Annotated in this window: 11 protein-coding genes and 2 pseudogenes; 4 read left to right on the forward strand and 9 right to left on the reverse strand. The window is 62.1% G+C overall.

What is annotated here, in order from left to right; genetic code table 11:
• A complete protein-coding gene (locus RT513_RS16930) occupies nucleotides 1-723 on the forward strand; it encodes an amino acid ABC transporter ATP-binding protein (protein WP_290687316.1) in 723 nt (240 codons plus the stop codon).
• A 696-nt stretch (nucleotides 724-1419) separates the two neighbouring features.
• Here RT513_RS16930 and RT513_RS16935 read toward each other — a convergent pair.
• From RT513_RS16935 to RT513_RS16980, 9 genes and pseudogenes are all read right to left on the reverse strand, one after another.
• The gene (locus RT513_RS16935) at nucleotides 1420-2307 is read right to left on the reverse strand and encodes a hypothetical protein (protein WP_290687315.1); all 888 of its coding nucleotides are present in this window, start codon (nucleotides 2305-2307) and stop codon (nucleotides 1420-1422) included.
• Nucleotides 2308-2451: 144 nt separating this feature from the next.
• On the reverse strand, nucleotides 2452-3537 hold the full coding sequence (locus RT513_RS16940) for a helix-turn-helix transcriptional regulator (RefSeq protein ID WP_290687314.1): 1086 nt from the start codon (nucleotides 3535-3537) through the stop codon (nucleotides 2452-2454).
• 104 nt (nucleotides 3538-3641) lie between these two features.
• Nucleotides 3642-3974 carry a type II toxin-antitoxin system RelE/ParE family toxin gene (locus RT513_RS16945; protein ID WP_290687313.1) on the reverse strand — a complete coding sequence of 111 codons (333 nt, stop codon included), beginning with the start codon at nucleotides 3972-3974 and terminating at the stop codon, nucleotides 3642-3644.
• The gene (locus tag RT513_RS16950; RefSeq protein WP_290687312.1) at nucleotides 3974-4267 is read right to left on the reverse strand and encodes a hypothetical protein; all 294 of its coding nucleotides are present in this window, start codon (nucleotides 4265-4267) and stop codon (nucleotides 3974-3976) included. The genes RT513_RS16945 and RT513_RS16950 overlap by 1 nt, the downstream gene beginning before the upstream one ends.
• Nucleotides 4268-4567: 300 nt before the next feature.
• Nucleotides 4568-5415: pseudogene (locus RT513_RS20890) on the reverse strand (type IV secretory system conjugative DNA transfer family protein).
• 181 nt (nucleotides 5416-5596) lie between these two features.
• Nucleotides 5597-6349, reverse strand: coding sequence for an IclR family transcriptional regulator (locus tag RT513_RS16965; protein ID WP_290687311.1), 753 nt, complete (start codon nucleotides 6347-6349; stop codon nucleotides 5597-5599).
• Between the two features lie 18 nt (nucleotides 6350-6367).
• Nucleotides 6368-7438: an ABC transporter ATP-binding protein gene (locus RT513_RS16970; protein ID WP_290687310.1), complete on the reverse strand. Its 1071-nt coding sequence runs from the start codon at nucleotides 7436-7438 to the stop codon at nucleotides 6368-6370.
• On the reverse strand, nucleotides 7431-9146 hold the full coding sequence (locus tag RT513_RS16975) for an iron ABC transporter permease (RefSeq protein WP_290687309.1): 1716 nt from the start codon (nucleotides 9144-9146) through the stop codon (nucleotides 7431-7433). The genes RT513_RS16970 and RT513_RS16975 overlap by 8 nt, the downstream gene beginning before the upstream one ends.
• A gap of 57 nt (nucleotides 9147-9203) precedes the next feature.
• A complete protein-coding gene (locus RT513_RS16980) occupies nucleotides 9204-10310 on the reverse strand; it encodes an ABC transporter substrate-binding protein (protein ID WP_290687308.1) in 1107 nt (368 codons plus the stop codon).
• 211 nt (nucleotides 10311-10521) lie between these two features.
• On the opposite strand from RT513_RS16980, the gene RT513_RS16985 reads away from it, so the two are divergent.
• The 3 genes and pseudogenes from RT513_RS16985 to RT513_RS16995 form a co-directional block, all read left to right on the forward strand.
• The gene (locus RT513_RS16985; protein ID WP_313534191.1) at nucleotides 10522-11220 is read left to right on the forward strand and encodes an RraA family protein; all 699 of its coding nucleotides are present in this window, start codon (nucleotides 10522-10524) and stop codon (nucleotides 11218-11220) included.
• Nucleotides 11221-11222: 2 nt separating this feature from the next.
• Nucleotides 11223-12278 carry an Ldh family oxidoreductase gene (locus RT513_RS16990; RefSeq protein ID WP_290687306.1) on the forward strand — a complete coding sequence of 352 codons (1056 nt, stop codon included), beginning with the start codon at nucleotides 11223-11225 and terminating at the stop codon, nucleotides 12276-12278.
• 441 nt (nucleotides 12279-12719) lie between these two features.
• Nucleotides 12720-13287, forward strand: a pseudogene (locus tag RT513_RS16995) (IS3 family transposase); the annotation flags it as partial.
• Nucleotides 13288-13340: the final 53 nt, after the last annotated feature.

The raw sequence follows: 13340 nt of genomic DNA on the forward strand, positions 1-13340 counted from the left end.
ATGATCGAGTTCAAGAACGTTGAGAAATCTTACGGGCATGTCCAAGTCTTGCGCAGCATCAACGCCCATATTCCCGAGGGCACGGTGACTTGCATCATCGGCCCCTCCGGGTCAGGCAAGTCGACCATGCTGCGCTGCATCAATGGGCTAGAGACCTACCAAGGCGGCGATATTTTCGTCGACAACACGCGCGTCGATCAGAAATCGGCAAAGGCGCTTCGCAAACATGTCTCGATGGTGTTCCAGCGGTTCAATCTCTTCCCGCATCGCACCGTGCTGGAAAACGTCATGGAAGCGCCGATCTACGTGCATGGCGTGGAGCGGAAGGTCGCCGAGGCGCGGGCCCGCGAACTGCTCGAACGTGTCGGACTCGGTCACCGCATGTCGGTCTATCCGCCGTCACTCTCGGGCGGCGAGCAGCAGAGGGTGGCGATCGCCCGCTCCGTGGCAACCGACCCCTCGGTCATCCTGTTCGATGAGCCGACCTCGGCGCTCGACCCCGAGCTTGTCGGCGAGGTGCTGCAGGTGATGCGCACTCTGGCCGAGGCTGGCCTGACCATGGTCGTGGTGACGCATGAGATCGAATTCGCGCGCACGGTTGGCGACAAGGTGCTGTTCATCGACAAGGGTGTGATCGTCGAAGAGGGCGATCCCAAGGAAGTCCTTGTGAACCCCAAGGAAAAGCGCACACAGGACTTCCTGCGCCGCCTGCTGGAGCGGTGACACGCGGCGCGGAACCCGCATATCGCACAGAGGGCGAAAGTCTGCGGTATCAAAGAGACCCTTCTCGTAAGGCGTATCCGAATATAGCCTGCGCGGCCGAGCATGGTGGGCCGATGAGCGCGCCGCTTGCCCCGCGGAACGGGCGACTCTCGCGGTGATGGGCTGTGATCTGATCGGCATCAACTGGGCGGCGCTCATGCGGTTTCACGGCGATGATCTGACCGTCTGATATCCCTCGGACGCGGCCCGCACGGACATGGCCGAAGCGGCCATTTGCCAATGTTATGGCGTTCTTCCAAACTCAAATGCAGATAGTGGCGGGGCATTCATCACCCTCAGTGCAACGGGCTATATTCATACAGAATTTTTACTTCGTTTGTGAATCCTCCCCCTGAGACAAGCTGATCGGGTCGGGTCGGGTCGGGTCGCGGCAACGCCAGCGGCGCAGGCGTTTATTGGCATTACGATCCGCGCCTTTTTGCCGAGGCGATTGTGCGTCCCAGAACCATGTCTGGGTCACGACTTCCGCCCGCAGATGCGGCCAGTCGATGAACCCGGTGCCACGGTCGAAAATGACCGACCGACGCGCGTTCCGGGGCAGGGGAGCCAGAACTGTGGACGCCGGCCGAGGTATTCAGATTGGCAGTTTAACCTGAGCAGATTCCGCTGGGTGAACGCACGTTTTCGGGGAGGGGATCACGCAGCCCGGCGTTTCAGTCGGCCCAAGCCGAGCAGGGCGACCAGACCGGACAGGAGCAGCGGCACCCCGGCCGGGAGGGGCACCGGGCTTGGATTGGGTTCCGAATCCAGCAACGGCGATTGCGAGAGGAAGCCCGGAGTCATCGGTGTTGCCACAAGATCGCCGGTAGTCTTGAACATGAAGGTCGCCGTGTGACCTGCGTCGAGGAACGCGCGTCCAGACCAACTGGTCAGCGAGGCGTTGAATGTGAAATCGAAATACTGCAGCGCGTTGTCGGCATCCCGGATATCGACGCTTGCCATAAGCAGGTGATCCGTCACAGAACCGGACTTGCTGAAGGAATCGTGCTGACCGCCGGCAACCGTTTCCGGCGTCCCGCTGGTGTCGACAAAGAAATCATCATGCCCCATGGCGTAATGATTTCCGGATGGCCAGGTGCGCAGGCCAAATTGGAAGGTGCCTTGATCCGGGAATGACCAGGCGGCATCAACGAGGGCATAGACGCTGAACGTGCCTGTGCCCGTCAGCAGGAATTCCTCGGCAATGCTGAGCCATGTAGAAATGTGAGGAATAGGTGAAACATCCGGCTCCCCGCTGCGGCTGACACGAAGATCGGCCTTGATCTCACCTGTCGTGGTGTTGCCTGATACCGTAGCCGCAAAGGCGCCCGAGCCGAAGACGCCGCTCGCCGCCCCGCTCTTCGAGAGAACATAGGTATCGCTGGTGACGTCCTCCCAATCTTCCGTGACGGAAAATTGTGTATCTGGACCAACGGAACCCGTGCTGCCAATAAATGAGCCTGAGATTGTCGCTGCCTCTGCAGGTTGCAGGGTCAGCGACAATACTGCGAGGGTCAAGGTGTAAGTCATCTTATTCATGGTCATTCCCCTATCGCCTTCAAAATACAGTCACCGCCGGAAGGGATGCGGCTATCGGTCAAAGGCTAAGACAGGGCAACGCGACGCGCTTCACCCCGCCGGGTGAAACACGTCGAAATGGTGGTTCGGAAATTCTTCGCGGACCCCTGCTCAGGCCTTCATGCCTGCGACTATCCGCAGCAGATCGGCCTGCCCTCGGGCCCCCGTCTTGGCGCATAGGCTTTTTAGCTGACTGCGGATCGTCTCACGTGAGCGGCCGGCTTCGCGCGCAATTTCGTCAACCGTCCGGCCGGCAATCAACCCGTCCAGAACCCGGACCTCGCGCGGCGTCAGCCTGTAACCCGATGCAAACAGATCAATATCCACAAAGCGGCCGGGTCCGTGCAGGGACTCTAGCGTCACACAGACGCCCGGCCCCTCGAAGATGCTGCGTTCACGCTCACCCTCCATCCGGATCAGCGTCACGCGCATTCCGCCCACCAGCAGTCGGCGGTGCTTCGGCCCGTCATAGCTGTGCATCAGCATGGCATTCAGCAGAGATTGTGCCATCGGTTCCGAAAGGTGAAGGCGGCCGAGGGGATCGAGGCCGACATCCGGCCCGAACATGCGCCGAGCCAGATCGGAAGACGTCCTGATCCGCCGACCGCTGCCCACCACTACCATCCCCATGTGCAGCGCGTCGAAAAAGGTAGCGCCAAGCTCGGTGCTCTGTGCGGCAAAGCTGGTGCGGCGATAGAACTCGCCAGCCCGCATCAGGTGCGGAGCAATACGCGTGAGCTGTCCGGCCAGCCGCAGCAGGTAGTCTTCGGAGGCGACCGGCGTCATCAGCGAGACGATGAGCGAACGCTCTCCCTCGCGATCGACGCCGATACCTATTGCGGACCGCGTTTCTATGGGACGCAGAAAATCCGCGTAGAATTCGGTCTTTTCAAGAATGTGACCGGGCACGCTCCTCTCGACCACATTTGCCTGTCCCGTCGGACTGACAACGCAATGCTGCACCCAGGGGCTAATGTGGTGATAATAGCCGGCATAGTCGGCGATGTCGTCATCGCTGCGCCCGCTGACGAGGCCGACGCTCGCTTCGCCATTCTTCAGATCGTTTGCATGCAGAACGGACCAGCAGCCGGGCGCCATTCCCGTCAGGCGGTCGAGGAAGGTTTGCCAGGTGCTTTCGCCCAGCAAGGAGGCGTAGATCAGCTCGATGAGTTCGCTGTCGCTGACATGTGTTTGCATACTGTCTCCACTCGCTCTGTTCACTCGTCTTCGTGCATGACCAGTTGCTTGAGGGTGCGGCTCCGGGTGCTCAACCTGCCCGGATCGAGCAATTCTCCAGAAGTTCAGTATCTTGCCCATTTTCTGGTTTCACCCATGGACATCCAATCCTGTCCGCCAAACGCCACAACGGCAATCCGGAGCACATCTTTTTCGAAGTCGCGCCGGAACACGATTGTTAGTCGATGACCCCGGCCGCCATGCCGGACCATCCAACCTTCAAGCGGCCCCGCAAGCCGTATGCCCGACAATGGGTTCGCAGCGATGGCACCGCGCAATTCGTCGATCTCGTCAAGTTGGCGCTCGGCAGCCTCAAAATCGCCCTGCGTAACCTCCAGGATATGCTCTACGATGCCGATCAGGTCACGACCGACCAGCGGGTGTTTGCTCTGCCGCATCAGGATTTCGTGCTGTTCTCTTGTGCAGCCCGTAGGATGGCGAGGCGATCGCGCGCCCGGGATGCGAAGGTGTCAAGAGCCGCAACCGGTTCCCATTGATCAGGCGGCAAAGCCAGACGGCGTTGTACCTCGGCTTCCAGAAGGGCGCGTTCACGCTCCCTGGACGCCTTGGCGCGGGCCATTTCGCCGGAAACCGCGGCGCTGACCTTCGGATATTCGCCGGCATCGACCAGTTCGCGCGCGAAGGCGAAGGCCGCGTCGGTAAAGCTTACGCTCTGCTTGTGAACGCTCATCTCGTTAGCCTCCGCCGGTGCTCTGTTGGAACACCGTATCGCCTTTTCCCGCCCTTTGCAGCTCTGGATACAGTTCCGCAGGCCTGCGAAATCACGCTGCAGGTCGTGCTGAAAGCGATTGGAACAGTTCTCTCGGCTCATGGCTGCGAGGCGCGGTCGCAGGTGCGATGGGCCTGCCCGCGGCCTTAGCATCGTGCTTTATCGCTCCTGCTGCCCAAGGCCGCGTGCGATCTTCCGTGCGCGCTCTCTAGCCTGTGCGGTCAAGGTGGCGGGCATACCGTCAGGGTCGTCAACAAGATCCTAGGTTGGGGGGGAAGCGGGGAGTTCTGCAGGGTCATCCGCACTTTCTTCCCCTGTCGAGGGGCCGTCCGGTGTCTTGACCCGCAGCACCGTCACTCCGGCAGATGGAATATCTGCGACGCTGGGTGGCGGATACGGGAACCGCTCCCCATTCTGGCTGGCGACCAGTGGCCGGAACTGCCGGTCCTCGTAATACCGGATGTGCCGCGCCCGGATCGGCGGCTGGCCCTGCGGCAACACGATCACCTCGTCGAGAGGGAAGCGCAGGAGTTCGCCCGGTGTCATCAGCGGGCGCTCCTCGGAGCGGCGACTGAGGCTGGCGCTCTCGCTCAGCGACCGCACCCGCCGGCCGCTCTCGCTCTTGGCGACGACGGTGCGCTTGCCGAGCAGGTCCGAGATGGCCTCGGCGGTATGGGTCTCCTGCGGGGTCATGAAGAGCTGCACCGGGGCGCCCGCCTGCAGGGCAAGACGGGCAAGGCGGCCGTAAAGCTTCCGCTCGTACAGTGCCGCCAGCGACTGGCTGATGAGAAGAAGCGGCCGCCGAAGGAACGGATGGTCTTGATCGCGGTCTCGACGATCGGCATGCGGCCGAGCTGGTCGAATTCGTCGAGCAGGAACATCACCGGATGGGGCTCGTCCCGGCCGGGCTCGGCGCGCTGCAGGGTGGCGATGGCATCGGCGAAGAGGAGCCGGACCAAGGGCGCCAACGTCTCCAGATCCTCGCGCTTCATGGCGATGTAGAGCGTCTGCGCCTCACGCCGGAAGCTGGCGAAGTCGAAATCCGACCGTGAGGTCACCCGCCGCACGTTCGGGTCCTTCCAGAGCGCGAGCCCCGCGCCCTCCAGCACCGAGACGTAGCTGCCGAGGATCTTGTCCTATGCCATGTTGCGCCAGCTTGCGATGAAGCGGCGCACGACGGTTGATGTGGTTTCGGGCAAGCTGCTTTCAGGCCTGAACTGGCGCGAGGATGGCCATTCGCTGCTCCGCGAAGACTGACAGGCGGCCCAGCCGGACAGGGCTTGCGGCTCGCTAGACGGCCGTTTTGCGCCGCATCACCGCGAGCCTTTCGGCAAGCCGCAGGGCGGCCGGGTCACCGCCGCAGGCGCTGGTCGCCTCGGCGGCGGCTGAAAGCAACAGCGGACATGCTTTGCCGATGAAATCCGGTGTGATGCGCGATGCTGGGCCCGAAACGGCCATAGCTGCCAGAAGCGCGCCGCCAGGGCCAAAAACTGGCGCCGCAATGCCGCCGATATCCGGGCTCAGCTCACCCGCCGAGGCATAGAAGAAATTGTCGCGGATCGTGTCATATGGGGCGCCGGAACTGCCAGAAAACGCCAGCAAAACCCGCCCCGCCGCACCAACCGTAAGCGGCAGGCTGTCGCCTTCGCGGATCACGAAACGCAAAAGCTGTTTTGTCTCGATCCTGTGCAGGCAGACGCGGTGATCGCCTTCGCGCACATGCAGCACGACGCTTTCATTAGTCGCATCCGCCAGCCGCTGCATCGCCGGGATCACCGCCTCGCGCAGCCCGTGATAGCGGCGGTAGATCTCGCCCAGTCGGAAAATCTCGCGACCGATGCGGTATTCATCCCCCTCGCGCGAGACATACTCGGCCTGAATCAGCGAGTTCAGCAGCCGCAGCGCGGTGCTCTTGTAAAGACCGGTGCGCGCGGCAAGTTCGGTCAGCGAGAGGCTGTTATCCCCCACGCCAAAGGCAGAGAGCAGTGACAGCGCCCTGTCCACCGCCGCAACGCCACCATTCTTGCCATCGTCACCGGTCATGTCGGGCCCTCTTGCTGGTCAGCTATTATAAACAATGGTTTGTGCCGCCGGAAGGTAGACACTCACTTCCTCGCCCGAAATAGCCTCATCGGTCTCGACCCGCAGGCTGTCTTGGCCGACCTGGACTGTATAAAGCGTGCGCACCCCGAGATAGTCCCGCCCGGTGATCCAGCCCTTCAGAACCGATGCCGGGCGCGCATCTTCAAAGGGGCGCAGCCGCAGCCATTCGGGGCGAATTGCGATGCGGCGGCTTTGGCCAGGCACGGCGGCTGCGATTTCAGGCAGCGCGATCGCCTGGCCATCGGCAAGGATCCCGGCAGGCCCGCCGTCGCGGCTTTCCACCTGGACGGTGAGGAAGTTGCTCGACCCGATGAAATCGGCGACAAAGGGTGTGGCGGGGGTCTCGAACACCTCTTTCGGAGTGCCCAGCTGCACGATCCTGCCGCCCGACATCACCGCGATCCGGTCGGAAAGCGACATCGCCTCGGCCTGGTCATGGGTGACATAGATCGTGGTCACGCCCAGTTTGCGTTGCAGATCATGCAGCCAGATCCGCGCCCGCTCACGCAGTTTCGCATCAAGGTTTGACAGCGGCTCATCCAGCAAAAGGATGTTTGGCCGGTAGACGATGGTCCGCGCCAGCGCCACCCGCTGTTGCTGACCGCCCGAAAGCTCGAACGGATAGCGGTCGGCAAAGGCGGTCATCTCGACCAGATCCAGCGCCTCTTCGATCCGCCGCGACCGCTCGGCCTTTTCGATGCGGCGTAGCTTGAGCGGGAAGGCGAGGTTCTCGGCCACGGTCATATGCGGCCACAGCGCATAGGACTGAAACACCAGCCCGATATTGCGCCGCTCTGGCGGCAGGAAGGCATTGCTCGTCCCGTCAAAGAGCACCGTCTCGCCCAGCGAGATCCGCCCCGAAGTCGGCCTGTCGAGCCCCGCAATCGCCGCCAGCGTCGTCGACTTGCCGCAGCCCGACGGACCCAGAAGCGTGACAAACTCGCCCTCGTTCACGGTCAGGGAGACATTGTCCACCGCCGTCACTGCACCAAAGGCCTTTACCAGATTTGTGATTTTAAGATCAGCCATAGATGCGGACTCCCATAAGTTTGCGGGCAATGATGACGAAGGTGGCGGTCAGGGCGATCTGGATCGTGGCAAGGGCAGAAACCGCACCGCTGTTGCCCTGCGCCCAGAGGGACAGCATCGAGGTCCCGATGATCTCGGAGCCCGGCTGGAAGAGATAGACCGCGCTCACATATTCCTTGAAGAAATGGATGAAGAGAAGCGCGAAACAGGAGAACATCGCAGGCTTGAGCAGCGGTATGAGAATGCGGGTCGAAACCTGCCACCAGCCCGCGCCGACGGTATATCCCGCCCGGTCCAGATCGCGGGAGATCTGGCCAAGTGCCGGAGCCAGCGCGCTGAAGCCCACCGGGATATAGCGCACAGTGAAGGCGAGGATCAGGATCCAGATCGTGCCACGCAGTGCATCAAGTCCCGGGACCCAGATCACCGCGTAGAAAAAGCCGATGCCGGCGATGATCCCCGGCACGGCGCGCGGGAAGAGCGCGACATGTTCAAGCTTGCGGCCGTGGCGGAAGGGCGAGCGCACGGCGACCAGCGCGATCAGCGTCACTGCAGCCGTGCCCACGACGCCGCCGATGATGCCCACGAGCAGCGAATTCCAGATCGAGCGCGTGTAATTGGCGTGATCGAAGATGATGGTGAAATTGCCCCAGGTCGCAACATTCCAGATCGGCACCAGCGGCGACAGGATGGTGACGCCTGCACGCATAAAGACGCCGAGGAAGACCAGAATGATCGTCGTAAAGACAAAACCGCCGATCACCACAAAGGCGGGCCAGCGCCAGCGCCCCAGATCAATGACCGCCGGACGCGATGCCTTGCCTCCCACCGTCACAAACCGGTCGCGGTTCTTCATCAGCCTGCCCTGCAGCCACACCAGCCCCGATACCGCGAACAACAGGATCACTGCAGCCGCCGCCACGATCCCGTAATCCGGGCCCGAGGGCGCATTGATGCCCTGGTTGTAGAGGAAAGTCGTCAGCGTCTCGATCCGTGCGGGCACGCCGAAGATCAACGGGATCGACAGCATCTCGATGCCGATCACGAAATTCAGCACGGTCGAATAGATGATCGCCGGGCGCATCATCGGCAAAGTCACCCGCATCAGCGCGGTAAAGGGCCCGGCGCCCACGCTGCGCGCGGCATCTTCAAGCTGCGCATTGGCTTTGGATAGAGACGAGAGGCACAGAAGATAGGCCAGCGGTGCCTGCGACAGGCCTGCGATCACGCCCATGCCCTCGACCGTATAGAGATTCCAGGGAACAAACCCCAGATTGGCCCGCATCCAAAGGCTCACATAACCCGAGGGGCCATACATGGTGAACCAGCCGAAAGCGATGACGAGGTGGCTGACGAGCAGCGGCCAGATCAAGATCTCACCAATCACGCGGCGCCCCGGCAGATTGGTGCGCGAGACCATGATCGCCGTGATCACCCCCGACAGCTGCGCCACCAGCGCCGTGATCACGCCGAAAACCAGCGTGTTCCACAGCGTGTCATGGAATGAGGACGATCCCATCAGCGTGGTGAAATTATCAAGGGTGCGGCCCGGATCGGCCTCATAGATCGGCTTTGCCGAGAAAGCCTGGACGAAAATCGGCAGCAGCGGGCCAAGAACTAGAACGGCGGTCAGGGCGGTGATGCTCCATTGGATCATCGCCCCCTTGTCCATCGTCCGTTCGGCCGGGCCGGTCACGGATTGGGTCATGGAGATTTCCTGAAGGTGCGGGCGGCACCGCCATCACGAAAACGGCGGTGCGGGTCGTTACTTCTCGCCGGTTGCCTGTTTCCAGCGTGCAGTGAAGGCTTCAACGCCCGCAGCCATGCCGCTGTCAAAGTTGATCAGAACCAGATTTTCTTCGCCGACCATTTCGGCGATGGACTGATAGGTGTAGAAGGGGATCTCGGCCTCGGGCACGTCGTCGCGGTAGGGGGTGACGCCGCCCTTGCCAAGCTCGGTCTGCCCCTTCGATGACAGCGCGTAATCAAGGAAGAGCTTCGCCGAATTCGGATTGGCCGAGACAGAGGGGATCCCCATGCCGCGGAAGGCGATCGGGGTGCCGTCATCGGGGAAGGTCACGCCATAGATCTCGCCGCCGCTTTGCTGCTGGCGCGGGAAGACCGCGATCCCCGAGACATAGATCGAGGCGACATATTCTCCGGTCGCCACCTTGTCGAGCTGTGCCCCGCCCGAGTTCTCGCCCCGGATCGAGGGGCCGATCACGTCAAGCGCGGGCCAGAGGTTTTCGCCCTTGTCACGCATCGCCGCATACCAGATCGACAGGCCAAAGGCGTTTCTCAGCGGATCGTAGGTGGTGAGGCGCCCAGAATAGGTGCCCGGATCTTCTGCGGCGAGGCGGGCGATATCACCCACGCCGGTCGGCGCATCCCCGGCCGGGGTCAGCAGCGTATTATAGACCAGCACCATCGGGTCGGTCGACATCACATAGATGCCGTCGCCAGGCAGTGCGAATTCCGGCAGGTGCGGCGCTTCGGGGCTTTGGTAATCCATCAGCTTGCCCTGGGCGGCATAATTAACCCAGCGGTCCACCGCCGTCGAGATCAACAGATCAGCCGTGCGGGCGGAACTGCCGGCCTCGGCTTCCCACCGCGAATGCAGCGTGCCCGCGGCAAGGTCCATGATCTCGACCGAAATCCAGGGATAGGCCTGCCGAAACCCCGCAACCATTGGACCGGCATTTTCGGCCGAGAGGTTGGAATAGATCATCAGCCCGGCCTCGCTGCGCGAGGCCTCGATGATCTCGCTGTAATCGGCCGGGTAGTAATCGGGCAGCGTCTGCGCCTCGGTCGAAAGGCCGATCATGAGGGCGCCCATCGACCCTAGGGCGACAGTCCATGCGCTGTGTTTCACAGTTACCTCCTCCTCTGGGTTGAGACCCTGGGGTGCAGAATCTCGCTTATCGGATAGTTAGAATAGAACTTGTATGTCAAGTGAAACGCGTCCGAAGTTCTGATTTTGGGGCTACTTTCATGCTATATTGATGATCTTCGCGTGATATTGATGAGTTGACAGTCCTAATGTCTCATCAATAATAGAACTTATGGTCTATTTTGGAGAGAACATGTCCCCCGTCGGGCTTCGCATTTATCGTCGTCTCCCGCGCGCCAACCCCGAGCTGGTGGCCGCCCTTGCCGAGATCCCTGTTGCCAATGTCGCCGATGAGATGAGCAGGATGTTCTGTCTCGACGCTGCGATCCGGCCATGGAATGCGGCACCCATGAAGGGCGTGGCTTTCACCGTGCGCGCCCGCCCGGGCTGCAATCTCCTGCTGCACAAAGCGCTGGATATGGCCGAGCCGGGAGATGTGATCCTCGTCGAGGATGGCGGCGATCTGACCACTGCACTCAGCGGTGAGAATATGGTGCTCTGGGCGCAAAAGCGGGGCTTGGCGGGGCTGGTGGTTGATGGCGCGATGCGCGACCGCGCCTCGATTGCAGAGATGGATTTCCCGGTCTATGCGCGCGGCGTTACGCCCCGCGGACCGCATCGTAATGGCCCGGGCGAGATCAATGTGCCGATCTCCTGTGGTGGCGTGGTGGTCAACCCGGGCGATATCGTGCTGGGTGACCAGGACGGGGTGCTGATTATCCCGCAGAAGGAAGCCCCCGAAATCCTGCAACGCGCCCGGGGCAAGCTCGACAAAGAGTTGAAAACCCGCGCGGCGATTGATGCGGGCAACTGGGACCGATCCGCCTATTCGGATGAAGCGCTTGAAAAGCTGGGCTTCACCTTCTTTGACACCAGCTACGAGGAGCGCTGAGCATGGCCATCACCATCAAGGCAGAGGACCTGTGCCAGATCTGCGCAACACTGTTTGAGGGCGCGGGCGTTCCGGCGGAAGACGCGCAGTTTGTCGCGGATTCGCTGGTCGAGGCCGATCTGACCGGCGTCGAATCGCATGGCGTCAGCCGCACGGCGACCTATCTAAACAGGCTGCGCCAAGGCGGGCTGCAACCCGTCGCCCGGACCGAAGTAATTCAGGAGCGCGCGGCTACCGCGCTGGTCGACGGTCACCACGCGATGGGCCAGGTGACGGCGAAACGCGCGATGGAACTCGCGATCCGCAAGGCGCGCGAGGCGGGCACTTCTTTCGTTGTGGTGCGCAACTCCGACCATTACGGCGCGGCCGCCTATTTCTCGCGCATGGCGCTGGAACATGGGATGATCGGTTTTACCGGCTCTAACGGTGCGGCGCGGGTTGCGCCCTGGGGTGGGCGGGCGCCGGTCTATGGCACCAACCCCTCGAGCATCGCGATCCCGGCGCGCAATGCGCTGCCCTTCGTCTTCGACATGGCAAGCTGCGTCGTCGCGCGCGGCAAGATCATCCTCGCCAATAAAAAGGGCGAGCCGATCCCCGAGGGCTGGGCGCTGACCCGGGATGGCGCGCAGACCACCGATGCGAAAGAGGCGCTGGCGGGGGTTCTCCTGCCCTTTGGCGGGCCGAAGGGTTCGGCCATTGCCGGGATGATCGAGGTGCTCAGCGGCGTTCTCGCCAATTCGCGCCTCTCGACGCAGCTTCTCGACATGGCCTCGAACCCCGATAAGGCGAATCCGGTCAGCCATTACTTCGGCGCAATCGATATTTCCGCCTTTGGGGCGGTTGATGATTTCGTTGACAATATGGATGCCTATATCGCCTCGGTGAAAGCGGTGCCGAAGGCCGAGGGCGTCAGCGAGATCTATCTGCCAGGCGAGATAGAGGCGGGTCTGAAGCAAAGGCGTCTCGAAAGCGGCATCGCCCTTCCTAATGTCGTGCGTGACGAACTGGCGGCTGAAGGCGCGCGTCTGGACCGGAGCTGGCCCGCGCTTCAGGCCTGATACAAAGACCCGCCTCCGATGCGGCACATCACTGTGCATCGTGGGAGGATGAAGCCCCTCGGGCCGGGGGGGGAAACCCCCTCAGCCCGACGGCAGGCGGCGCCAGCTGTCAGAGTCCAGCTGCGCATCGCCCACGGTCAGCGCCCCTGAAATCACTAGTAGCGCCTGCCGCGCGGGTTCGTGATGTGGATGCCCGTGGGTCAGTCGCCGGTTGTCACCCGTTCGGCACTGTCCTCAAACAATAGCCGGCCAGTGCCTGGGCAATCCTCTCAATGGTTAAGGGGCTGCATCAGTAGAATTTTCTCGTGAGCCGTGAGTTGAGGAACTTCGAATGAGAAAGAGCCGTTTCCATGGAACGCAGATCATGGCGGTACTTCGTCAGCCCAAAAGCGGAGCTCCCGTGCCTGAGCCTTGCCGGAAACATGGGATCAGGGAATGCATGGGGTCGAGCCGATCTGCAGCGTGCTGCCGATCGCCCCTTCCACCTACTACAGCCATCTGGCGAAGTGGGCCGACCCGGCGCGGCAGTCCGACAGGGCGCGCCGTGACGATGCACTGCGCCCCCGAGTCCTGCGGGTCTTTGAAGAGAACTATCGGGTCTAGGGCGTGCGCAAGGTCTGGCGGCAGCTGCGCCACGAAGGCTTCGTCATCGCGCGTTACTCAGGCGGGAGGTTGATGAAGGGGCTGGGGGGATCCAAGGGATTATCCGTGGCAAGCCACACAGGACGACGAGCCCGGACAGATCGGCACCGTGTCCGCTGGACAAGGTGAACCCCCAGTTCCGCGTGCCTGCGCCGAACGTGCTGTGGGTCAGCGACTTCACTTACGTCGCCACCTGTAAGGGCTTTGCTTATGGGCCTTCGTTATTGACGCCTATGCCCGCAAGATCGCCGGTTAGCGCGTCAGAACCTGGGCGCATGCAGGCTTCATTCTCGATGCCCTGGAGTAGCCCGTGTATGATCGGCGGCCCGCCAAGGGCATGGGGATGGTTCACCATTCGGACTGCGGTTCGCTGTAGCGAATGGATAGGTATTGGGAGCCCCTGTCGCTGTGGTGGACCAG

The organism is Haematobacter sp., assembly GCF_032102465.1.
In the GTDB taxonomy this organism is placed as follows: domain Bacteria; phylum Pseudomonadota; class Alphaproteobacteria; order Rhodobacterales; family Rhodobacteraceae; genus Haematobacter.